Source organism: Weissella fangxianensis (assembly GCF_024718545.1).
Taxonomy (GTDB): domain Bacteria; phylum Bacillota; class Bacilli; order Lactobacillales; family Lactobacillaceae; genus Weissella; species Weissella fangxianensis.
The window spans coordinates 1-18,883 of the sequence record NZ_JAMXDB010000007.1; the positions used below are offsets into that span (position 1 = coordinate 1).

Sequence of the window (18,883 nt, forward strand, 5' to 3'; positions counted from 1 at the left end):
TCAATAATTATATCTATTACTACAATAATAAACGGATTAAAACAAAACTGGCCGGAAAAACTCCGGTTCAATACCGAAATCTTTCCGACCAGCTAGTTGCTTAAACTTCTCTCCAATTTTTGGGGTTAAGTTCATCCAGTCTTTTTTAGCTTAAAATGTATGATTTTTAAAATTAAACAGTGTAATATTTTTTTCCAGGCTGGCGTACTTTATCGACAATGAGAAAGTTCCCAACTTGTTGTCGAATACGTACTGTATCCCCTAAGCTCAAATCTATCCCCCGATACTGAAAATGCTGACCATTGATTAAAATACGATCCAACGTAAAATTGCTTGGTGTTAAATGAACAGTCATGCCAGTTGTGTTTACATTGCGCTTTTCTTGCATTTTTCGTCCCCCCAGACTAGTCTTGCCCTTAGTATATACTAGCAATGATAACACGACAATCATTTCTTTCTCAGTTTGTGCATTTTTACACAAATAAAATAATTTCTTAAAATAATAGTCGTTTTAAGCCACCTAACTAACCAATAAGCCCTGTTTCATCAATATACTAATATCAGATGAGACAGGGCTTATTGGTTATTATTTTATAGTCATTATGTTGAATGGACTAGGTTTTATATAAAAAACTGCACAAAAAAACCTCACACGTTATAGGCGCGACATAGATGCCTTTCAACCTAGACTTGGCTATTGCCATCATCTTAACAGTTTATACCTTATAACATGAGAGATCTCATTGTTTTTATTAATTAACCAATGAAATTAGTCAACCAATTCCAAGATAACCATTGGAGCAGCGTCACCACGACGTTGAGTAGTCTTCAAAATGCGAGTGTAACCACCGGCACGACCCTCAAAGCGAGGTGCAACATCGTTAAATAAGTGTTGCAAAGCTGTTTCAACTTGAACTTTGTTATCATCAGTTGTATTTACGTCTGCAATAACGTTACGCAAGAAAGCAGCTGCCTTACGGCGTGATGATAAATCACCATGCTTACCCAACGTAATCATCTTATCAGCAGTACGACGAACTTCCTTAGCGCGAGCTTCAGTAGTCGTGATGCGACCGTTGATCAATAGATCAGTAGTCAAATCACTTAACAAAGCCTTACGTTGTGCACTGTTACGTCCCAACTTACGGTATCCCATGAGTGTGTCCTCCTTTTCTTGGTATTCTATCGTTTAATCTAATCTTCCTTGCGGAACCCTAAACCGAGCAATTTAAGCTTGTCCTGGATTTCGTCAAGTGATTTCCGACCGAGGTTACGGACAGACATCATTTGAGTCTCCGTACGCTCAGTTAACTCTTGTACAGAGTTAATCCCGGCCCTTTTGAGACAATTATAAGAACGAACAGACAAATCCAATTCTTCAATTGGTGTATCTGCATGTTTCGTTGTTGGCTCTTCTTCCTTGTCTGCCATCACTTGTGCAGTAATTGCCCGTTCAGACATATCAATAAAAGCGTTCAAATGATCAGACATAATACGTGCAGCTAATGAAACAGCTTCAGTAGCTGACAATGAGCCATCAGTCCAAACATCTAAAGTCAACTTATCAAAGTCGTCACGTTGACCAACACGAGTGTTTTCAACTTGATAGTTTACGCGTTCGATTGGGGTAAAGATTGAATCAATTGCTAGAACGCCAATAGGCATTTCGTCATGCAATTCCTTATTCTGGTCCCCTGAAATATAACCACGACCACGAACAGCCGTCAAAGTCATATGCAAGGTAGCCCCAGCCGCAACAGTAGCGATGTGAAGATCGTTATTCAAGATCTCAACATCACTATCACCAGCTATGTCACCGGCCGTCACATCAGCGGGACCGGTTACGTTAACTTCGAGTGTTTTTTCATCATCACTATCGATGCTCATTGAAACCTTTTTAAGGTTCAAAATGATTTGCGTAACATCTTCAACGACACCTTCGACCGTTGAAAATTCATGCAAAACGCCATCAATCTGTACTGAATTGATTGCCGCACCGGGCAATGAAGACAACAATACACGGCGTAGTGAGTTACCCAAAGTAGTTCCGTAACCACGTTCAAGCGGCTCAACCACAAACTTACCGTAATTGCTATCCTCTTCAACCAACATAATCTTAGGATTTTCGAATTCAAGCATACTGTTTGTTACCCCTTTCAAAGCATGTTGTGCACTATTTGCAACCGGCAATTAGACACGACGACGCTTTGGTGGACGTGAACCGTTGTGAGGCACTGGAGTAACATCCTTAATTGATGAAACATCCAAGCCAGCAGCGGCTAACGCACGGATAGCAGACTCACGACCTGAACCAGGTCCCTTAACAGTTACCTCAACAGTCTTCATGCCGTCTTCCATTGCACTCTTTGCAGCAGCTTCAGCAGCCATTTGCGCAGCAAATGGTGTAGACTTACGGCTACCCTTGAAACCAAGTGCCCCAGCTGATGACCAAGAAACGGCGTTTCCTTGAACGTCGGTGATCATTACGATCGTGTTGTTAAATGTTGCGTGGATGTGTGCTACACCAGATTCAACATTTTTACGTACACGACGCTTACGATTAGTACGACCTGCCATAATCAAGTTATCTCCTTTCCAATTAGTTTAAAATTACTTCTTCTTACCAGCAATTGAAACAGCTGGGCCCTTACGCGTACGAGCATTGTTCTTCGTGTGTTGTCCACGAACTGGCAATCCCTTACGGTGACGGATACCACGGTATGAATTGATTTCTTGCAATCCCTTAATGCTCATTGTAACTTCACGACGCAAGTCACCTTCTACCTTAATACCATCAACGACGGCACGGATAGCGTCTTCTTGGTCTGGAGTTAAGTCACGAACACGGACATCTTCAGAAACCTTTGCTTCTGCCAAAACTTTTTGTGCAGTAGAATTACCGATTCCATATACATATGTTAATGCGATCACGATACGCTTATCGCGAGGCAAATCAACACCAGCAATACGAGCCATTACGATTACCTCCTTTTTCTATATAATAAATAAATTTAAAACGTCAGTAAGAATTACTTACCTTGACGTTGCTTGTGCTTTGGGTTTGCAGAGCAAATCACCATTACACGACCATTACGCTTGACAACCTTGCAGCTGTCGCACATACGCTTAACTGATGGACGAACCTTCATGATATTTACCTCCTTGAATTTTTTATATAATTTGCTTACTTAAACCGGTATGTAATACGGCCCTTCGTCAAATCATATGGCGACATCTCAACTGCTACACGATCTCCAGGCAAAATACGAATAAAATTCTTTCGAATCTTACCAGAAACGTGTGCTAAGATGTCTGCGCCGTTTTCCAGTTCAACGGTAAACATGGCATTAGGCAAAGTTTCCTTTACCACACCAGAAATTTCAATAACATCACTGGCCACGTTGCTGCCTCCTTAGTTGTGACATTGGAGAACGTAACAAGTTATTATAACACAGTAGTTTTACCTTGAACAGCAAAATATGCACTATAATTAGTTGTTCTCCAAACTATCAAGTAACTTTTTTACATCTGCGAACACGGTGTCCAACTCATGAGCACCATCAATCTTATGCAAAATACCTTTTTCAGCATAGAAATCTGCGATTGGCTCAGTAAGCTTTCCATTCACGTCCAAGCGATTCTTGATCACTTCAGGCGTGTCATCCGCACGTCCACGTGCCATCATACGATCAACTAACACTTGCGTATCAGCAGTAAAGTAAAGGACGGCGTCCAATGAACGACCTTCTTTGCTTAACATATCTTCCAATGCATGCGCTTGGTCTAAGTTACGAGGGAATCCATCTAGGATGAATCCTGGCTTCGTATCTTCTTCATCTAAGCGCTCTGCAACGATACCGTTAGTAACTTCGTCAGGGACTAGGTCACCAGCATCCATGAAAGACTTTGCCTTCATACCAAGTTCAGTTTCGTTGGCCATTGCCGCACGGAACATATCACCCGTACTGATGTGTGGCAAGTTGTACTTCTCTACGATCTTTGCAGCCTGGGTTCCTTTACCAACACCTGGCAAACCCAACAACATGATATTCAAACTCATTTTGCTTCGACTCCTTCTCGAATAAATCCAACATACTGCCGCTTCATCATCAATCCTTCAAGTTGGCGAATCAAGTCAATTGCCACTCCGATGACAATCAAGATTGACGTTCCTGACATAGCAAGGTTACTATCCAACCCAAAGACATGCGTCGCTAGGATTGGTGCTAAAGCGACAAATCCTAGGAACAAAGCGCCGACCACTGACAAACGCATCAGTAGACCTGACATCCACTTTTCAGTTGATGGCCCAGGCCAGACGCCCACAATATAACTACCTTGCTTTTGCAAATTCTCTTGCACCTTTTCAGGATTAACCTGAACAAACGCATAGAAGAATGTAAACAAGATAATTAGTAATGTGTAAACAATACCACCTTGCATCGTTTCGATTGAAAGGTATTGCATAACTGTATTATACCAACTTGCATCCGCAAACTTACTTGCAAAAGCTTGCAAAATTGTTTGTGGCGTCACCAATAGAGATGACGCAAAGATAACTGGGATCACACCCGCAATATTAATACGCAATGGTAGGTAAGAAGAACTTCCCGACCCTACTGAACGACGTGTATATTGCATTGGCACTTTTCGAATAGCTTGGTTAAACCAAGTAACGAAAGCGATGACTACCACAAAGATAATCATAAGACCAACCAAGAATGCCCATCCACGCGCTGGATCGTCACCTTGTAGAATGTGTTCCTTAAACAATTGGTAAATACCTGCTGGCAAACGCGCAATTATACCAGCAAAAATCAACATTGAAACACCTTGTCCAAGACCACGTTCAGTAATCATCTCACCTAACCAAACTGATAACATTGTACCAGCAGTTAAGATGAATCCGATCAACAAATATGTCTCTGTATTTGGTGTTTTCACCAGATTAACCTGGCTAAGTTGATTAAATCCAGCCGTTATTCCAATAGATTGGACAAAAGCTAGACCAATAGTCAACCACCGAGTGACTTGGTTCAACTTACGCCGTCCAACTTCACCTTGCTTCGACCATTCAACAAATCGTGGCACAATATCCATTTGTAGGAGCTGTACCACGATTTGTGCAGTAACGTATGGTGAAACCCCCATTGCAAACAATGAGTAATTTGTTAGTCCACCACCGCTAAACATATTCAAAATGCTGCCGAGCCCAGAATTTGCTACCTCTGTCAGTGCTGCCGTGTTAATTCCCGGCACAGTAATGTAGGCACCTAATCGGTAAACAATTAAAATCCATAAAGTGAAAAATAATTTCTTACGAATGTCTTTTTCTTTTAATGAATTGAGCACGGTTTTCAGCATTAGATCACCTCAGCTTTACCACCAGCAGCTTCGATTGCTGCGGTTGCTGATGCTGAGAACTTGTTAGCCTTAACAGTCAATGACTTTTCTAATTGACCATTAGCCAAGATCTTAACGCCGTTCAACTCGCTTTTAACGATACCAGCTTCAACCAACATTGCTGGTGAAACTTCAGTACCATTATCGAAGCGGTTTAACACATCAAGGTTGACAACAGCATACTCTTTACGGTTAATGTTCGTGAATCCACGCTTTGGCATACGACGGAACAAAGGCATTTGTCCACCTTCGAATCCTAGACGTGTCTTACCACGAGCCTTTTGACCTTTTTGACCACGTCCCGCAGTCTTACCATTACCTGATGATTCACCACGTCCAACACGGTTGCGAACGTTACGTGAGCCTTCAGGCATTTGAAGTTCATTTAGCTTCATTAGGGTTTTACCTCCTTCAATGCAATCTAATTATTGAGCTCTTACTTAACTACTTCAACCGTAACCAAGTGAGCAATCTTGAACACTGCACCACGCGTTGCTGCGTTGTCAGGCAATACAACTGATGAACGCACCTTGTTCAATCCAAGGGCCTCCACAATTGCACGTTGCTTTGGCAAACGGTGGGCAGCACTCTTTACAAGAGTAATTTTAACTTGTTCAGCCATGTTCTGCCTCCTTAATCTGCCAAGTGCTCTAATGAGACCTGACGCAAATCAGCAACTTCTTCAGCGTTCTTCAATGAGTTGATTGCATCGAAAGTTGCGCGTACAACGTTGATTGGCGTAGCTGAACCTAATGACTTTGCAGTCACATCAGCAACTCCGGCCAATTCCAAAACGGCACGAGCAGCACCACCTGCTGCTACCCCAGATCCTTCAACGGCGGGCTTCAATAAGATACGGCCACCCGAGTGGACACCCAAAATAGAGTGAGGAAGGGTTGTACCAACAATAGGTACGCTAATAATGTTGCGCTTTGCATCTTCAGCAGCCTTACGGATTGCTTCAGGAACTTCTTGCGCCTTACCAGTACCAAAACCAACATGTCCGTCACGGTCACCAACTACGACCAAAGCAGCGAAACGCAAACGGCGTCCACCTTTAACAACCTTGGTAACACGGTTGATGGCTACAACGTTTTCTTCAAGCTCACCGAGCTTATTTGCATCGATAAATGCCATGTTTTCTTTCCTCCTTCCCTTAGAACTTCAAGCCAGCTTCGCGAGCAGCTTCTGCCAAAGCTTGTACACGACCGTGGTATAAGTAACCACCACGATCAAATACAACAACTTCAACGTTAGCGGCCTTTGCGCGCTCTGCGATTAAAGCACCAACTTTAGCTGCCTGTTCTGTCTTTGGAGCAGCTTCGATTGACTTGTCCAATGTTGAGGCACTAGCAAGCGTCACACCCGCTACGTCATCAATTAATTGCGCGTAGATGTTCTTGTTAGAACGGTAAACGTTCAAGCGTGGGCGCTCAGCAGTACCAGAAATCTTGCCACGAACGCGAGTGTGTCGGTGTTGACGCACTTTGTTCTTGTCTGACTTCGTAATCATGTTCGTAACCTCTTTTTTATTATTTGAAAGATATACTCATAAGTAAATCGTAACGTTGCGTACGACTTTAAGCACAGGGCTTAAGCTTACTTACCAGTCTTACCTTCCTTACGTACAACGTGTTCATTTTCGTAACGAATACCCTTACCCTTGTATGGTTCAGGTGAACGTACGGCACGGATTTCAGCTGCGAAATCACCAACAAATTGCTTGCTGATTCCTTCAACTGTAATCGTAGTTGCGTCAGGAACTTCAACAGTTAAGCCTTCACGAGCTTCAAATTCTACTGGGTGTGAGTAACCGACATTCAAAACAAGCTTGTCGCCTTGCTTTGCTGCACGGTATCCAACACCGACTAGCTTCAAGGTCTTCTTGAAACCATTTGAAACACCCTCGACCATGTTGTTAACAATGGCACGAGTAGTTCCGTGAAGTGCCTTCATACGAACATCATCTGATGGACGTGTGAATGAAACCTGAGTTCCATCAACAGTCAAATTGATCTCATGAGCAAGTGAACGTGATAATTCACCTTTAGGACCCTTGACAGTAACAACATCACCGTCGCTTGTTACTTCAACATTTGCGGGTAATGTGATGGTCTTATTACCAATACGACTCATTGGTTGACACCTCCTTGTTTAAATTTTATTTTTACCAGACGTAAGCCAATACCTCGCCACCAATTTTCTTGGCGCGAGCTTCTTTATCGGTGATAACACCTTCAGAAGTTGAGATGATTGCAACACCCAAACCGTTCAATACCTTAGGTACATCATCTGACTTAACGTACGTACGCAAACCAGGCTTTGAAATACGCTTCAAACCTGAGATTACACGAGTTTTGTCAGCAGAATACTTAAGGAAAACACGGATGACACCTTGCTTGTCATCTTCAATGTATTCAACGTCACGAACAAAGCCTTCACTCTTTAAGATCTCGGCGATGTCCTTCTTGATCTTTGATGCAGGTACTTCAACTGAGTCGTGGCGAACCATGTTCGCATTACGAATGCGAGTCAAGAAATCTGCAATTGGGTCAGTCATTGACATTGATATTTGCCTCCTATTATTAATTACTGTAAATCAGTGTTGATTACTTTGAGAAAGGCATACCCATTTGAGTAAGCAATTCACGAGCTTCTTCGTCGGTGTTTGAAGTCGTTACAAGCACGATATCCAAACCACGAACACGATTAACCTTATCATAATCGATTTCTGGGAAAATAAGTTGCTCACGTACTCCCAATGTGTAGTTTCCACGGCCATCAAAAGCCTTTGGTGAAACTCCACGGAAGTCACGAACACGTGGCAATGAAACGTTGATCAACTTATCTAAGAAGTCGTACATACGCTCACCACGCAAAGTAACCTTTGTACCGATTGCCATACCCTCACGCAAACGGAAGCCAGCGATTGACTTCTTTGCACGAGTGATAACTGGCTTTTGACCAGCAATCAATTCCAATTCAGCAACAGCTTCATCCAAGTTCTTTGAGTTTGAAACAGCGTCACCAACACCCATGTTAAGCACGATCTTTTCGATCTTAGGTGCTTGCATGATTGATGAATACTCAAACTTCTCAACCAATGAAGGTGTAACTTCATTGACGTACTTTTCTTTCAAGCGATTTGCCATGATAATGATTTCCTCCTTTCACCTAGAAAATTATGCCAAAGTCTTTCCAGACTTCTTAGCGAAACGTACCTTCTTACCATCTTCAACTTTGTAACCAACTTTGGTTGGTTCGTTAGTAGAAGGGTCAAGCAATTGTACGTTTGAAACGTGGATTGGAGCTTCAAGCTCAACAATACCACCTTGTGGGTATTGGTTATTAGGCTTTTGGTGCTTCTTAACCTTATTGACACCTTCAACAACGACACGGTCTTGTGATGAAATAGTCTTTACAACTACGCCTTCCTTACCCTTGTCCTTGCCGGCGATAACCTTAACCTTGTCACCAGTCTTCACAAACATGCGAGGCTTCCTCCTTGATTTAATGATGGTAATTACAATACTTCAGGTGCCAATGACACAATACGCATGTAATCATTGCCACGCAATTCACGCGCAACAGGTCCGAAGATACGAGTACCTACAGGGCTCTTGTCATCTTTAACGATAACAGCGGCGTTTTCATCGAAACTGATGTATGAACCATCAGCACGGTGAGTACTAGCAGCAGTACGAACGATAACGGCTTTAACAACGTCACCCTTCTTAACATTTCCACCAGGAATAGCTTGCTTAACAGTTGCAACAACCATGTCACCGATTCCAGCGAACTTACGACCAGATCCACCTAATACCTTGATAGTCAAGATTTCGCGTGCACCTGAGTTATCAGCAACCTTTAAACGACTTTCTTGTTGAATCACGATTTTGTCCTCCTTCCGTTATTGGTAATATTCGAGATTAAACGATTAGATAATAACGGCCTTCTCGACGATTTCTACCAAACGGAAGCGCTTTGTAGCTGACGTTGGGCGCGTCTCCATGATGCGTACCAAATCACCTGTCTTAGCTTCGTTGTTCTCATCGTGAGCCTTAAACTTTTTCGTGTACTTAACACGCTTACCGTAAACTGGGTGGTTCTTGTAAGTGTTGATTGCAACAGTCACTGTCTTATCCATCTTATCTGAAACCACGCGACCTTGGTAAGTCTTACGTGTGTTACGAGCTTCAGTCATAACGAACGGTCTCCTCTCTTAGTCTACTTGTTCAATTCTTGTTGACGAATGACCGTCTTGATACGGGCAATTTGCTTACGTACTTCTGACAATCGCGCCGTGTTCTCAAGTTGACCTGTAGCTAATTGGAAACGCAAATTAAATAACTCTTCCTTGTAGCTCTTTTCTTGGGCAACCAGCTCAGCTTGGCTGAGACCCTTGATTTCATTTTTTTGATCCTTGATCTTCATTATTCACCCTCCACTTGACGAGCTAAGATTTTAGTCTTAACTGGCAACTTGTTAGATGCAAGACGCAAGGCTTCACGGGCAACCTCTTCAGGAACACCACCGACTTCAAACATAACCTTGCCGCGCTTTACAGGTGCTACCCAGCCTTCTGGGGTACCTTTTCCGTTACCCATACGAACACCAACACCCTTTGAAGTGTATGACAAGTGTGGAAAAATCTTAATCCATACTTTACCACCACGCTTCATGTAACGCGTCATAGTAATACGAGCAGCCTCGATTTGACGGTTTGTAATCCAGTGTGACTCAGTAGCTTGTAAACCGAAATCTCCGAAAGCTACTGTCTTACCACCTTTAGCCTCACCACGCATCTTGCCGCGGTGTGGTCGACGGTACTTTACACGCTTTGGAACTAGCATGTTACTCGCCTCCTTGCTTCTTTTCTGACTTTATCTCTGGCAAAATATCACCACGGTAAATCCAAGTCTTAACTCCGATTTGACCGTAAGTAGTCTCTGCCTCATTCCATGAGTAGTCAATGTCTGCACGCAATGTGTGCAAAGGCACTGTACCCTCTGTATATTGCTCAACACGAGACATATCTGCACCATTCAAACGTCCAGAAACTTGTGTCTTAATACCCTTGGCACCAGCACGAGTTGCACGTTGGATAGCACTACGCATTGCACGACGGAAAGCCACACGGCGAACCAAGTCTGCTGCAATTTGTGAACCTACCAATTGGGCATCCAAATCAGGCTTCTTGATCTCAATAATGTTGATGTGAACACGTTCACCCTTGGCAACAAGCTTTGCAAGCTCATTACGCAATGCATCAACTTCAGATCCACCTTTACCAATAACCATACCTGGCTTAGCAGTGTGGATTGAGATATTTACACGGTTAGCAGTACGTTCAATTTCAACACGTGAAATTGATGCTTCAGCCAACTTAGCTTCGATGTACTCACGCAACTTTAAATCTTCGTGCAAAGTTGTTGCGAAGTCTTTCTTATTTGCGTACCATTTGGCATCCCAGTCGCGGATGATACCGACACGCATACCAGCTGGGTTAATTTTGTGACCCATGACTCAACCCTCCTTACTTTTCTTTTACCACAATAGTAATGTGGCTTGTACGCTTGTTGATTGGTGAAGCTGATCCCTTAGCACGTGGACGGAAACGCTTTAGCGTTGGTCCTTCGTTTGCAAAGGCTTCAGCCACTACCAAATCTTCGCGATCTAATGAGAAGTTGTTCTCAGCGTTTGCTACTGCTGAGTTCAACACTTTGTATACATTTTCTGAGCTGTGGTTTGGCAAGAATTGCAAAATTGCAAATGCCTCAGCCACAGACTTACCACGAACTTGGTCAAGCACTTGGCGGACCTTACGTGGAGCGACACGAACGAGTTTGGCCGTGGCGCGTGCTGACGTGATTTGTTCAGCCATTGTATTGTCCTCCTAATTACTTACGAATAGTTGCTTTATCGTCTGCTGCGTGTCCGCGGAACGTACGCGTAGGAACGAACTCTCCAAGTTTGTGACCAACCATGTCTTCTTGTACCAAAACTGGCATGTGCTTACGACCATCGTAAACTGCAAAAGTTAATCCGATGAAACTTGGGAAAATCGTTGAGCGACGTGACCATGTCTTGATGACAGTATGCTTATCTGAAGCATTTGCCTCTTCGACCTTCTTTAACAAAGAAGCATCAGCAAATGGCCCCTTCTTTAGGCTACGACCCATTTTGAGGTCCTCCTCTCGTTTTTTAAAAACTTATAATAGCTGGAATCTATTTTTACTTGTTCTTACGGCTACGAACGATAAACTTTGATGAACGAGCCTTTTCGTTACGTGTCTTCTTACCAGCTGTCTTCTTACCCCATGGTGACAATGGTGATGGCATTCCAACAGGAGCCTTTCCTTCACCACCTCCATGAGGGTGATCGTTAGGATTCATTACAGATCCACGAACGTGTGGACGTTGACCCTTCCAACGACGGCGACCAGCCTTACCCCAGCTGATCAATGAGTGTTGTTCGTTTCCAACAACTCCAACTGTGGCACGGTTTACTGCCAAGATCATACGAACTTCACCTGATTGTAGGCGAACTAGAACGTACTTTCCTTCTTTACCTAGCACTTGAGCTGATGCTCCAGCTGAACGGACAAGTTGTCCACCATGACCAGGCTTTAATTCGATATTGTGAATTTGAGTTCCATCAGGAATCTTTGATAATGGTAATGAGTTACCTAACTTAATATCAGCATCTTCTCCTGATTGAACTGTCATACCAACTTCCAAGCCCTTAGGTGCCAAGATATATGACTTAGTACCATCAGTGTATTGTAGCAAAGCGATGTTTGCAGTACGGTTTGGATCATATTCGATCGCAACAACCTTAGCTGGTACATCATCCTTAGTACGCTTGAAGTCGATAATACGGTATTGGCGCTTGTGTCCACCACCACGATGGCGTACAGTCATGTGACCGTATGAGTTACGAGCACCAGTGTTTGACTTTGATTCCAACAAGCTCTTTTCAGGCGTCGTCTTAGTGATTTCAGAAAAATCTGAAGACGTCATATTACGACGACCGTTAGAGGTTGGCTTGTACTTTTTGATAGCCACGCTAATTTCCTCCTAATTAGTTTTCGTTGAACAATTGAATGTCCTTTGAAGCTTCAGACAACGTAACAGTTGCCTTCTTACGCTTCTTAGTGTAACCAGCAAAGCGTCCTTGACGCTTCAACTTACCACGTACGTTAGCCGTGTTGATCTTTTCAACTTTAACATCGAAAATTTCTTCAACAGCACGCTTAACTTGTGGCTTAGTGGCGCGAACATCAACTTCAAACGTGTAACGCTTTTCATCCAAAACGCTCATCGTTTGTTCAGTGATGACCGGGCGCAAAATGATATCGCGTGCGTCCATTATGCCAAAACCTCCTCAACTTGTGCCAAAGCTGATTGAACTACAACCAACTTATCGTTGTTGATTACGTCAAGCACGTTAACACCCTTAGCAGTCATAACAGTCACGTTTTCTAAGTTACGTGCTGCTAGTGCTGCATTAGCATTATCATCGTCCAAGACAACCAACGTCTTTTCATTTACGTTTAAGTTGTTCAAAACTGCCTTAAATTCCTTAGTCTTTGGTGCGTCGAATGACAATGCATCAACAACAACCAATGAAGAATCCAAAACCTTTTGTGACAACACTGACTTCAATGCCAAACGGTAAGCCTTCTTAGGCATCTTGTAGGCATATGAACGTGGTGTAGGTCCGAAGACAATTCCACCGCCACGCCATTGTGGTGAACGGATTGAACCTTGACGGGCACGACCTGTACCCTTTTGACGCCAAGGCTTCTTTCCACCACCAGAAACCGCTGAACGGTTCTTTACAGCATGTGTACCTTGACGCATTGAAGCGCGTTGCATCAATACGGCATCCGTAATGACATTGTTGTTTGGCTCTACACCAAATACTGAATCGTTTAATTCAATATCACCGGCATTTGAACCATCTTGCTTAAACAAAGCAACCTTAGTCATGTTAATTTCCTCCCTTCGTCCTTATTACTTAGCTTTTTTTGAGTACTTAACAGTAACAAGTGACTTGTTGGCACCAGGAACATTACCCTTAACCAAGATCACGTTGTTTTCTACATCAACGCGAACAACTTGCAAGTTTTGTACAGTACGCTTACGGTTACCCATGCGTCCAGGCAACTTCTTACCCTTGAAGACGCGATTAATAATGGCACCCAATGAACCAGGACGACGGTGGTAACGAGAACCGTGAGCCATAGGTCCACGAGCTTGGCCATCCTTCTTGATGTTACCTTGGTAACCATGACCCTTCGTAATTCCAGTTACGTCAACAGCTTCACCAGCGGCGAAGATATCAACCTTAACTTCATCCCCAACATTGAATTCTCCCTCAGCATCGCGGATTTCACGAATGTAGCGCTTAGGGGTCGTGTTTGCTTTGGCAACGTGACCTTGCTCAGGTTTGTTGCTCAAAACTTGGCGCTTATCTTGGTAACCCAATTGAAGTGCGTTGTAACCATCATTTTCCAAAGTCTTAACTTGAAGAACAACGTTTGGCGTAGCTTCAACAACTGTTACAGGGATAAGTTCACCAGCCTCAGTGAATACCTGAGTCATGCCGACTTTGCGGCCTAAGATACCCTTAGTAGTCATGACTATCTCCTTTTCAATAGTAAATCTAATATTTTTGGTTAGTTAAATGCATAACCAGGCAAATTGATTATCTATAATCTAAGCTATAAGAATTACAACTTAATTTCGATATCAACACCACTTGGCAATTCCAACTTTGACAATGCATCGACTGTCTTAGCAGTTGGATTCATGATGTCGATCAAACGCTTGTGTGTACGCAATTCGAATTGCTCACGTGCATCCTTGTGCTTGTGAGGTGAACTCAAAACTGTGTAGACCGTGCGTTCCGTTGGCAATGGAATAGGACCTGAAATTTCAGCACCTGTACGCTTTGCCGTTTCAACGATCTTTTCAGCTGATGAATCCAAGATCTTGTGCTCGTAAGCCTTTAAACGGATACGAATTTTCTTATTTGCCATGATATAAATTCTCCCTTCGTCCATATTGGAATATGAAACTAACTCCGTGGAAACTACCGACACGCCCCACAAGGCTCCATGGCAATGGGCCTCGTGGCAATGCTGCCGGGTGTGTCGCAACCTCCCACATCATTGCTCGTCAATGGCACACTAATATGCGAGACACATTTACGTTGTCCCTCATTTCGCGTACTTGATTATGATACAGCAGTCATGCTTGATACGCAAGCATTTTGTTTATTTTTTTCAAACAATTTTTTATCTGTTTTTCGCATCACAACGATAATTATCATACACAATTTAAAAACCAAATACCAATATAAACTCTCAAGATTGTTAATTATTTTTTACAGATTGAAATTCGTCTGTCGATTCGCTTTTTTTCATATATAATAGATGATAGTTTAAAAGACGTTATGCCAATTGATGTTACACAATATAGTAGATTTAAGGAATTCCAAATTAATGAAACAATCACTTACGCAAATCCACAAAATGTGGGAAAGATTTCCATCAGTTCAAAAAGAACTCCAGGATGTGTTATTTATTATCCAAGACTCATTAAAGGCAAATGATAAAGAAGTTGAGAAAGCATTATTGGATATGTTCCGTGCTGGCGGCAAAATGTTGCGACCAGCGTTCGTAATTATTATTGGGCAGTTCTACCCCGGTGATGCTTCAAAACTAAAACATATTGCTGCCTCAATTGAGATGCTTCACACGGCAACTCTTGTGCACGATGATATTATTGATGATTCACCAGAACGTCGCCATGCACCAAGTATACAAGCAAGATTTGGCAAAGACATCGCAGCATATGCTGGTGACTACCTATTTGCTGCGACCTTCAAAACACTAGCCTTTCACACTGACAACATGACAGTTGTTCGTCAATCAACGAAATTACTAGAAGACATTTTAACTGGCGAACTTACCCAGCGTACTAATCATTATGATCGTCATATGACATTATCCGATTATAAAGAACAAATCGCTGGTAAGACAGCTGCTTTATTTGTACTTTCTGCGCAATTAGGTGCGACAAATGGTGACGCTCCAGAAGCGTTTGTTAACTTAGTGACTGACTTTGCCTACAATGTTGGCATGGCTTTTCAAATCTTAGATGACATTTTAGATTACCAATCAACCAAAACCGACTTGGGCAAACCGACCCTACAAGATGTTCGCGAAGGAGTCTATTCTGCCCCATTGATCATTGCTATGCAAAATAAGCCTGAAATTCAAAAGCTTTTGGCAAAGAAGGAAAGCATCACCAATGAAGAGGCCATCCAATTACGTGATATGGTCATTGCTTCTGGTGCGGTTGATGAAGCAAGCGACCTAGCCAGCGAATATACTGAAAAAGCATTAGATTACTTATCGCAATTACCCGAGGGCGAATCAAAGGATACGTTAGTGGCTATTAGCGAAGCGCTATTAGAACGTGCAAATTAAATGCACTTATATGGTAGAAAAAAGTAATTATTTAAACAAAAACGACATTCAGTCACGTGACTGAACGTCGTTTTTTTATTGTTTATTCATCTTCATATTCAAACTCAAGCGCAGGATTAGCATTTAACGTCCAATCGCCACGTTTACCATGACGGTAAGCAATATCGACAGCTGCACCAATCATCGCTGCATTATCACCCGCTAATTTAATAGGTACCGGAATAAACGCAATCTGTGGTCGTTGCGTCATCATGTCGGTCAACGCATCTCGTAAACCACGGTTAGCGGCTACCCCACCAGCAACAATAAATGACTTCACCTGATAATGGTCTAATGCCTGCGATGTTTTACTTACTAGCACCTCGACCACTGCTTCCTGGAAAGAAGCTGCTAAATCATCATGATTGACAGTTTCGCCACGCTGGTCAGCATTATGCATCAAATTAATGACCGCACTTTTCAACCCTGAGAAAGAAAAGTCGTAAGCACCATCGTCAATCAAGGCACGTGGTAACTTATAGTTAGGTTCACCCCGATGAGCCATGTTATCCAAAGTCTTACCAGCTGGGTATTTTAATCCCATTGTCCGGCCAACTTTGTCATAGCTTTCACCAGCGGCATCATCACGCGTATCGCCAATGACGACGTAATCGTACTCTTCGCGCATCAAAACCAACTCTGTATGCCCACCGGATACCATCAACGCAAGTGCAGGATATTGAATAGGTGCCACGAAATTAGCTGCACTAATATGACCAGCCAGGTGTAACACGGGCACTAGCGGTAATTGATGTGCCCAAGCAATTGTTTTTGCGGCTGTGACCCCAATCAACAAAGCACCAACTAATCCAGGCCCCTGCGTTACACCAATAGCAGTTAAGTCACTGTAGGTTAACTGAGCATCTTCAAGTGCTGCATCAGCCAAAATAGTCACCTGTTCGATATGATGACGACTCGCAACTTCAGGGACAATCCCACCAAACCTTTGATGACTCTTGATTTGTGTTGCTGTCTCTAAACTAACGATTTCATCACCATTTTTTATTATTGCCACACTCGTTTCATCAGCACTTGACTCAAATGCCATGATATAACGTGTTTCTGTCATGCTCTACTCCTTTACCTGTATCGGTAGCTCTAACATCATCAGATTAGCATCCTCCACAGGGTGATTATAATATGCTTTTCGTTGACGATAAGTCTTAAAACCTAAACGCTGATACAACTGCTGCGCTGCTTGATTACTTGCCCGAACCTCTAACAGTATCTTCGTACCATCAAAAAATTCATCAAACCAAGTACGCAATAAAATTTCTCCCAGATGTTTGCCTTGTTGCTCTTTTAAGATGGCAACATTGCTAATATCCAAAACATCATCTAAATAAATGCCCCCGGCAAAGCCAATCAACTGATCATGCGCAATCATCCCCACATAATGTGAATACTCGTTCTCTAGGTCTTGCTGAAAGGTTTTTAATTGCCATGGTGAACCAGCTGGGTATGCTGCTTCAGCGAGCTGGTATAACTGCTCGGCGGTCATGTCATGTTTATATAAGAAGTTCATTATCGATTTGATTTCCTAGTATTTGTGCCATATCAAATGCATCCCCACCATCTTCGCCATAGTAATGCGCTTTTCGCCGGACAATTTGGAATCCTAACCGTTCATACAGCTGCTGTGCCCGCTTGTTAGATACACGCACTTCTAAAGAAATACGGTGAAAATTAATTTGTTGTGCGATTGTCATCATGTACATCACCAGAAAGGTACCGACACCGCGGCTTTGCCAATGTGGCGCAACCATAATATTGGTAATGTGGACCTCATGGATGCCTGGGCGAAAAGCCGCCCCAATCAACGCCACCATTGAACCTGTTTCAGGCTGACGTACAATCACATATAACCGATCACGTGTTCGCCGTAATTCTTCAGTAAATGCCGACATTGGCCATAAAACTGTATCATTATAGGCAGCTTTCTCAAGCGCCATAATATCTTCTAAATCTGAATGCTTGGCTGGCATTAAATCAAATTCAAAATCTTTAATAACAATTTTTTGTCGAAATTCCCGCATCTCCTCTGATACAGGTTTATCCCACCAATGAACTAATTGATTAAACTTTTTCCACATAGGCGTGCCCACCTTGATCCTCTGGATGTGCCTTCGCCCAATCGGCCTCTGCTTGTGATAGGCGATGATAATTTGGCACAAATTGATGAATATCATTCATGTCGGTTAACTTCGTACTGTCCTGTGCTAAGCTCACCATGTTAGCTGCATGTGGCAAGTTATCTTGCGCAAACGTTGCTGCTGGGAATAATTCACGTAATTGGTCTTCAAAACGTTGCCACTCACCAACAAAAATAAGTGGTTGTTGCATCGTTTCTAATGCGGTATGCAGTTTATCAATATTCATATGTTTATCAGGCTGACGTACAACTAGACGGCCTAACTCCCATTGATACTGCGCAGCATAGATGTTTTGATTGCGAGCATCCATAATAGGTACAATGATGGCATTCGTATCTGTCACGTTAGCTGCTAATAATGCCAAGCTTGAAATACCTGTTAATGAGATATTTAGTGTGAAGGCAAGTGTCTTAGCTGTTGTCACTGCAATACGTAACCCAGTATATGAACCTGGGCCTTGACTAACAATGACATTGTCTAAATCCTGTGGTGTCCAATTGGCTTGCTTTACCAACTCATCAATAAAAGGTAATAGTTGGGTTGAGTGGTTACGGCGTACATTAGTTTCACGTTGATCAATTAATTTATCATCCTCAAATAATGCAACGCTCAAAGGTTGATTGCTTGTATCAAAAGCAATGGTTTTCATATCAACTAGCTCCTCTACTTGTGAAATACTAATACCTATTTTACCGCAATTTTAACAGAACAACACTGCTAATCAAGCAAGAGTGTGAACAAAAATGGGTTGAAGCCGGTGTGTAACGTTGTTTACGTCATTTTTGG

At 42.7% G+C, this 18,883-nt stretch carries 35 protein-coding genes; 2 read left to right on the forward strand and 33 right to left on the reverse strand.

The features are described 5' to 3' along the window. Positions 1–11: 11 nt before the first annotated feature. Positions 12–104 carry an IS3 family transposase gene (locus NGR58_RS03240; RefSeq protein ID WP_407077141.1) on the forward strand — a complete coding sequence of 31 codons (93 nt, stop codon included), beginning with the start codon at positions 12–14 and terminating at the stop codon, positions 102–104. A gap of 68 nt (positions 105–172) precedes the next feature. On the opposite strand, the gene NGR58_RS03245 is transcribed toward NGR58_RS03240, so the two are convergent. From NGR58_RS03245 to rpsJ, 29 genes are all read right to left on the reverse strand, one after another. Next, positions 173–388 (reverse strand): hypothetical protein, encoded by a 216-nt coding sequence (locus NGR58_RS03245; RefSeq protein ID WP_075270297.1) that lies wholly within the window; start codon positions 386–388, stop codon positions 173–175. A gap of 381 nt (positions 389–769) precedes the next feature. After that, positions 770–1,156 carry a 50S ribosomal protein L17 gene (rplQ, locus tag NGR58_RS03250; protein WP_075270298.1) on the reverse strand — a complete coding sequence of 129 codons (387 nt, stop codon included), beginning with the start codon at positions 1,154–1,156 and terminating at the stop codon, positions 770–772. 38 nt (positions 1,157–1,194) lie between these two features. Beyond that, complete coding sequence (locus NGR58_RS03255; RefSeq protein ID WP_075270299.1) at positions 1,195–2,139, reverse strand: DNA-directed RNA polymerase subunit alpha; 945 nt, start codon at positions 2,137–2,139, stop codon at positions 1,195–1,197. A gap of 51 nt (positions 2,140–2,190) precedes the next feature. Continuing rightward, positions 2,191–2,577 (reverse strand): 30S ribosomal protein S11, encoded by a 387-nt coding sequence (gene rpsK, locus NGR58_RS03260; protein ID WP_258088243.1) that lies wholly within the window; start codon positions 2,575–2,577, stop codon positions 2,191–2,193. Between the two features lie 33 nt (positions 2,578–2,610). Continuing rightward, positions 2,611–2,976, reverse strand: a complete 366-nt coding sequence (gene rpsM, locus NGR58_RS03265; protein WP_075270301.1) for a 30S ribosomal protein S13 — start codon at positions 2,974–2,976, stop codon at positions 2,611–2,613. 53 nt (positions 2,977–3,029) lie between these two features. Continuing rightward, positions 3,030–3,149, reverse strand: a complete 120-nt coding sequence (gene rpmJ, locus NGR58_RS03270; protein ID WP_040760535.1) for a 50S ribosomal protein L36 — start codon at positions 3,147–3,149, stop codon at positions 3,030–3,032. Between the two features lie 35 nt (positions 3,150–3,184). Next, positions 3,185–3,400 carry a translation initiation factor IF-1 gene (gene infA, locus NGR58_RS03275; protein WP_258088244.1) on the reverse strand — a complete coding sequence of 72 codons (216 nt, stop codon included), beginning with the start codon at positions 3,398–3,400 and terminating at the stop codon, positions 3,185–3,187. Positions 3,401–3,490: 90 nt separating this feature from the next. Then, the gene (locus NGR58_RS03280) at positions 3,491–4,060 is read right to left on the reverse strand and encodes an adenylate kinase (RefSeq protein ID WP_258088245.1); all 570 of its coding nucleotides are present in this window, start codon (positions 4,058–4,060) and stop codon (positions 3,491–3,493) included. After that, positions 4,057–5,364 carry a preprotein translocase subunit SecY gene (gene secY, locus NGR58_RS03285; protein ID WP_258088246.1) on the reverse strand — a complete coding sequence of 436 codons (1,308 nt, stop codon included), beginning with the start codon at positions 5,362–5,364 and terminating at the stop codon, positions 4,057–4,059. Before secY ends, NGR58_RS03280 begins: the two co-directional genes overlap by 4 nt. Next, positions 5,364–5,798: a 50S ribosomal protein L15 gene (gene rplO / locus NGR58_RS03290; protein ID WP_258088247.1), complete on the reverse strand. Its 435-nt coding sequence runs from the start codon at positions 5,796–5,798 to the stop codon at positions 5,364–5,366. Before rplO ends, secY begins: the two co-directional genes overlap by 1 nt. 41 nt (positions 5,799–5,839) lie before the next feature. Further along, positions 5,840–6,025 carry a 50S ribosomal protein L30 gene (rpmD, locus tag NGR58_RS03295; protein WP_075270305.1) on the reverse strand — a complete coding sequence of 62 codons (186 nt, stop codon included), beginning with the start codon at positions 6,023–6,025 and terminating at the stop codon, positions 5,840–5,842. Positions 6,026–6,036: 11 nt separating this feature from the next. Further along, positions 6,037–6,540, reverse strand: coding sequence for a 30S ribosomal protein S5 (rpsE, locus tag NGR58_RS03300; RefSeq protein ID WP_258088248.1), 504 nt, complete (start codon positions 6,538–6,540; stop codon positions 6,037–6,039). Positions 6,541–6,559: 19 nt separating this feature from the next. Further along, positions 6,560–6,916: a 50S ribosomal protein L18 gene (gene rplR / locus NGR58_RS03305; protein ID WP_075270307.1), complete on the reverse strand. Its 357-nt coding sequence runs from the start codon at positions 6,914–6,916 to the stop codon at positions 6,560–6,562. 86 nt (positions 6,917–7,002) lie between these two features. Beyond that, the gene (rplF, locus tag NGR58_RS03310) at positions 7,003–7,539 is read right to left on the reverse strand and encodes a 50S ribosomal protein L6 (protein ID WP_258088249.1); all 537 of its coding nucleotides are present in this window, start codon (positions 7,537–7,539) and stop codon (positions 7,003–7,005) included. A gap of 31 nt (positions 7,540–7,570) precedes the next feature. After that, positions 7,571–7,969, reverse strand: a complete 399-nt coding sequence (gene rpsH / locus NGR58_RS03315; protein WP_075270309.1) for a 30S ribosomal protein S8 — start codon at positions 7,967–7,969, stop codon at positions 7,571–7,573. A gap of 43 nt (positions 7,970–8,012) precedes the next feature. Further along, on the reverse strand, positions 8,013–8,555 hold the full coding sequence (gene rplE, locus NGR58_RS03320) for a 50S ribosomal protein L5 (RefSeq protein WP_075270310.1): 543 nt from the start codon (positions 8,553–8,555) through the stop codon (positions 8,013–8,015). Positions 8,556–8,585: 30 nt separating this feature from the next. Beyond that, positions 8,586–8,894: a 50S ribosomal protein L24 gene (gene rplX / locus NGR58_RS03325; RefSeq protein WP_075270311.1), complete on the reverse strand. Its 309-nt coding sequence runs from the start codon at positions 8,892–8,894 to the stop codon at positions 8,586–8,588. Between the two features lie 32 nt (positions 8,895–8,926). Further along, a complete protein-coding gene (rplN, locus tag NGR58_RS03330) occupies positions 8,927–9,295 on the reverse strand; it encodes a 50S ribosomal protein L14 (protein WP_258088250.1) in 369 nt (122 codons plus the stop codon). Between the two features lie 45 nt (positions 9,296–9,340). Continuing rightward, on the reverse strand, positions 9,341–9,607 hold the full coding sequence (gene rpsQ / locus NGR58_RS03335) for a 30S ribosomal protein S17 (protein WP_075270313.1): 267 nt from the start codon (positions 9,605–9,607) through the stop codon (positions 9,341–9,343). 23 nt (positions 9,608–9,630) lie between these two features. After that, positions 9,631–9,837 carry a 50S ribosomal protein L29 gene (rpmC, locus tag NGR58_RS03340; protein WP_075270314.1) on the reverse strand — a complete coding sequence of 69 codons (207 nt, stop codon included), beginning with the start codon at positions 9,835–9,837 and terminating at the stop codon, positions 9,631–9,633. Then, entirely contained in the window at positions 9,837–10,256 is a 420-nt protein-coding gene (gene rplP, locus NGR58_RS03345; protein ID WP_258088251.1) for a 50S ribosomal protein L16, read from the reverse strand. The genes rpmC and rplP overlap by 1 nt, the downstream gene beginning before the upstream one ends. Before the next feature lies 1 nt (position 10,257). Next, on the reverse strand, positions 10,258–10,926 hold the full coding sequence (rpsC, locus tag NGR58_RS03350; protein ID WP_115471031.1) for a 30S ribosomal protein S3: 669 nt from the start codon (positions 10,924–10,926) through the stop codon (positions 10,258–10,260). Positions 10,927–10,939: 13 nt separating this feature from the next. Next, the gene (gene rplV, locus NGR58_RS03355) at positions 10,940–11,287 is read right to left on the reverse strand and encodes a 50S ribosomal protein L22 (RefSeq protein WP_075270317.1); all 348 of its coding nucleotides are present in this window, start codon (positions 11,285–11,287) and stop codon (positions 10,940–10,942) included. 16 nt (positions 11,288–11,303) lie between these two features. Beyond that, positions 11,304–11,585 carry a 30S ribosomal protein S19 gene (rpsS, locus tag NGR58_RS03360; protein WP_075270318.1) on the reverse strand — a complete coding sequence of 94 codons (282 nt, stop codon included), beginning with the start codon at positions 11,583–11,585 and terminating at the stop codon, positions 11,304–11,306. Positions 11,586–11,637: 52 nt separating this feature from the next. Next, entirely contained in the window at positions 11,638–12,471 is an 834-nt protein-coding gene (gene rplB / locus NGR58_RS03365; protein ID WP_075270319.1) for a 50S ribosomal protein L2, read from the reverse strand. Positions 12,472–12,487: 16 nt separating this feature from the next. After that, positions 12,488–12,775: a 50S ribosomal protein L23 gene (rplW, locus tag NGR58_RS03370; RefSeq protein ID WP_115471029.1), complete on the reverse strand. Its 288-nt coding sequence runs from the start codon at positions 12,773–12,775 to the stop codon at positions 12,488–12,490. Next, positions 12,775–13,398: a 50S ribosomal protein L4 gene (gene rplD / locus NGR58_RS03375; protein WP_075270321.1), complete on the reverse strand. Its 624-nt coding sequence runs from the start codon at positions 13,396–13,398 to the stop codon at positions 12,775–12,777. The genes rplW and rplD overlap by 1 nt, the downstream gene beginning before the upstream one ends. 24 nt (positions 13,399–13,422) lie before the next feature. Further along, positions 13,423–14,049: a 50S ribosomal protein L3 gene (gene rplC, locus NGR58_RS03380; RefSeq protein ID WP_258088252.1), complete on the reverse strand. Its 627-nt coding sequence runs from the start codon at positions 14,047–14,049 to the stop codon at positions 13,423–13,425. Between the two features lie 92 nt (positions 14,050–14,141). Continuing rightward, positions 14,142–14,450, reverse strand: a complete 309-nt coding sequence (rpsJ, locus tag NGR58_RS03385) for a 30S ribosomal protein S10 (protein ID WP_115471028.1) — start codon at positions 14,448–14,450, stop codon at positions 14,142–14,144. 465 nt (positions 14,451–14,915) lie between these two features. Here rpsJ and NGR58_RS03390 point away from each other — a divergent pair, with 465 nt between their 5' ends. Beyond that, the gene (locus NGR58_RS03390) at positions 14,916–15,905 is read left to right on the forward strand and encodes a polyprenyl synthetase family protein (protein WP_258088253.1); all 990 of its coding nucleotides are present in this window, start codon (positions 14,916–14,918) and stop codon (positions 15,903–15,905) included. An 82-nt stretch (positions 15,906–15,987) separates the two neighbouring features. On the opposite strand, the gene tsaD is transcribed toward NGR58_RS03390, so the two are convergent. From tsaD to tsaB, 4 genes are read right to left on the reverse strand one after another with little or no spacing between them, the layout of a single operon-like run. Then, positions 15,988–17,013, reverse strand: coding sequence for a tRNA (adenosine(37)-N6)-threonylcarbamoyltransferase complex transferase subunit TsaD (gene tsaD / locus NGR58_RS03395; RefSeq protein WP_258088254.1), 1,026 nt, complete (start codon positions 17,011–17,013; stop codon positions 15,988–15,990). Positions 17,014–17,016: 3 nt separating this feature from the next. After that, a complete protein-coding gene (rimI, locus tag NGR58_RS03400) occupies positions 17,017–17,469 on the reverse strand; it encodes a ribosomal protein S18-alanine N-acetyltransferase (RefSeq protein WP_258088255.1) in 453 nt (150 codons plus the stop codon). Then, positions 17,453–18,037, reverse strand: coding sequence for a ribosomal protein S18-alanine N-acetyltransferase (rimI, locus tag NGR58_RS03405; RefSeq protein ID WP_258088256.1), 585 nt, complete (start codon positions 18,035–18,037; stop codon positions 17,453–17,455). The genes rimI (NGR58_RS03400) and rimI (NGR58_RS03405) overlap by 17 nt, the downstream gene beginning before the upstream one ends. Further along, on the reverse strand, positions 18,021–18,746 hold the full coding sequence (gene tsaB, locus NGR58_RS03410; RefSeq protein WP_258088257.1) for a tRNA (adenosine(37)-N6)-threonylcarbamoyltransferase complex dimerization subunit type 1 TsaB: 726 nt from the start codon (positions 18,744–18,746) through the stop codon (positions 18,021–18,023). The genes rimI (NGR58_RS03405) and tsaB overlap by 17 nt, the downstream gene beginning before the upstream one ends. Between the last annotated feature and the right edge of the window lie 137 nt (positions 18,747–18,883).

What these genes read in the sequence shown, in the direction of transcription:
- NGR58_RS03245 (WP_075270297.1), bottom strand. Translation starts at nt 388, where the DNA reads ATGCAAGAAAAGCGCAATGTAAACACAACTGGCATGACTGTTCATTTA.
- rplQ (WP_075270298.1), bottom strand. Translation starts at nt 1,156, where the DNA reads ATGGGATACCGTAAGTTGGGACGTAACAGTGCACAACGTAAGGCTTTG.
- NGR58_RS03255 (WP_075270299.1), bottom strand. Translation starts at nt 2,139, where the DNA reads ATGCTTGAATTCGAAAATCCTAAGATTATGTTGGTTGAAGAGGATAGC.
- rpsK (WP_258088243.1), bottom strand. Translation starts at nt 2,577, where the DNA reads ATGGCAGGTCGTACTAATCGTAAGCGTCGTGTACGTAAAAATGTTGAA.
- rpsM (WP_075270301.1), bottom strand. Translation starts at nt 2,976, where the DNA reads ATGGCTCGTATTGCTGGTGTTGATTTGCCTCGCGATAAGCGTATCGTG.
- rpmJ (WP_040760535.1), bottom strand. Translation starts at nt 3,149, where the DNA reads ATGAAGGTTCGTCCATCAGTTAAGCGTATGTGCGACAGCTGCAAGGTT.
- NGR58_RS03280 (WP_258088245.1), bottom strand. Translation starts at nt 4,060, where the DNA reads ATGAGTTTGAATATCATGTTGTTGGGTTTGCCAGGTGTTGGTAAAGGA.
- secY (WP_258088246.1), bottom strand. Translation starts at nt 5,364, where the DNA reads ATGCTGAAAACCGTGCTCAATTCATTAAAAGAAAAAGACATTCGTAAG.
- rplO (WP_258088247.1), bottom strand. Translation starts at nt 5,798, where the DNA reads ATGAAGCTAAATGAACTTCAAATGCCTGAAGGCTCACGTAACGTTCGC.
- rpmD (WP_075270305.1), bottom strand. Translation starts at nt 6,025, where the DNA reads ATGGCTGAACAAGTTAAAATTACTCTTGTAAAGAGTGCTGCCCACCGT.
- rpsE (WP_258088248.1), bottom strand. Translation starts at nt 6,540, where the DNA reads ATGGCATTTATCGATGCAAATAAGCTCGGTGAGCTTGAAGAAAACGTT.
- rplR (WP_075270307.1), bottom strand. Translation starts at nt 6,916, where the DNA reads ATGATTACGAAGTCAGACAAGAACAAAGTGCGTCAACACCGACACACT.
- rplF (WP_258088249.1), bottom strand. Translation starts at nt 7,539, where the DNA reads ATGAGTCGTATTGGTAATAAGACCATCACATTACCCGCAAATGTTGAA.
- rpsH (WP_075270309.1), bottom strand. Translation starts at nt 7,969, where the DNA reads ATGTCAATGACTGACCCAATTGCAGATTTCTTGACTCGCATTCGTAAT.
- rplE (WP_075270310.1), bottom strand. Translation starts at nt 8,555, where the DNA reads ATGGCAAATCGCTTGAAAGAAAAGTACGTCAATGAAGTTACACCTTCA.
- rplX (WP_075270311.1), bottom strand. Translation starts at nt 8,894, where the DNA reads ATGTTTGTGAAGACTGGTGACAAGGTTAAGGTTATCGCCGGCAAGGAC.
- rpsQ (WP_075270313.1), bottom strand. Translation starts at nt 9,607, where the DNA reads ATGACTGAAGCTCGTAACACACGTAAGACTTACCAAGGTCGCGTGGTT.
- rpmC (WP_075270314.1), bottom strand. Translation starts at nt 9,837, where the DNA reads ATGAAGATCAAGGATCAAAAAAATGAAATCAAGGGTCTCAGCCAAGCT.
- rplP (WP_258088251.1), bottom strand. Translation starts at nt 10,256, where the DNA reads ATGCTAGTTCCAAAGCGTGTAAAGTACCGTCGACCACACCGCGGCAAG.
- rpsC (WP_115471031.1), bottom strand. Translation starts at nt 10,926, where the DNA reads ATGGGTCACAAAATTAACCCAGCTGGTATGCGTGTCGGTATCATCCGC.
- rplV (WP_075270317.1), bottom strand. Translation starts at nt 11,287, where the DNA reads ATGGCTGAACAAATCACGTCAGCACGCGCCACGGCCAAACTCGTTCGT.
- rpsS (WP_075270318.1), bottom strand. Translation starts at nt 11,585, where the DNA reads ATGGGTCGTAGCCTAAAGAAGGGGCCATTTGCTGATGCTTCTTTGTTA.
- rplW (WP_115471029.1), bottom strand. Translation starts at nt 12,775, where the DNA reads ATGGACGCACGCGATATCATTTTGCGCCCGGTCATCACTGAACAAACG.
- rplD (WP_075270321.1), bottom strand. Translation starts at nt 13,398, where the DNA reads ATGACTAAGGTTGCTTTGTTTAAGCAAGATGGTTCAAATGCCGGTGAT.
- rplC (WP_258088252.1), bottom strand. Translation starts at nt 14,049, where the DNA reads ATGACTACTAAGGGTATCTTAGGCCGCAAAGTCGGCATGACTCAGGTA.
- rpsJ (WP_115471028.1), bottom strand. Translation starts at nt 14,450, where the DNA reads ATGGCAAATAAGAAAATTCGTATCCGTTTAAAGGCTTACGAGCACAAG.
- NGR58_RS03390 (WP_258088253.1), top strand. Translation starts at nt 14,916, where the DNA reads ATGAAACAATCACTTACGCAAATCCACAAAATGTGGGAAAGATTTCCA.
- tsaD (WP_258088254.1), bottom strand. Translation starts at nt 17,013, where the DNA reads ATGACAGAAACACGTTATATCATGGCATTTGAGTCAAGTGCTGATGAA.
- rimI (WP_258088255.1), bottom strand. Translation starts at nt 17,469, where the DNA reads ATGAACTTCTTATATAAACATGACATGACCGCCGAGCAGTTATACCAG.
- rimI (WP_258088256.1), bottom strand. Translation starts at nt 18,037, where the DNA reads ATGTGGAAAAAGTTTAATCAATTAGTTCATTGGTGGGATAAACCTGTA.
- tsaB (WP_258088257.1), bottom strand. Translation starts at nt 18,746, where the DNA reads ATGAAAACCATTGCTTTTGATACAAGCAATCAACCTTTGAGCGTTGCA.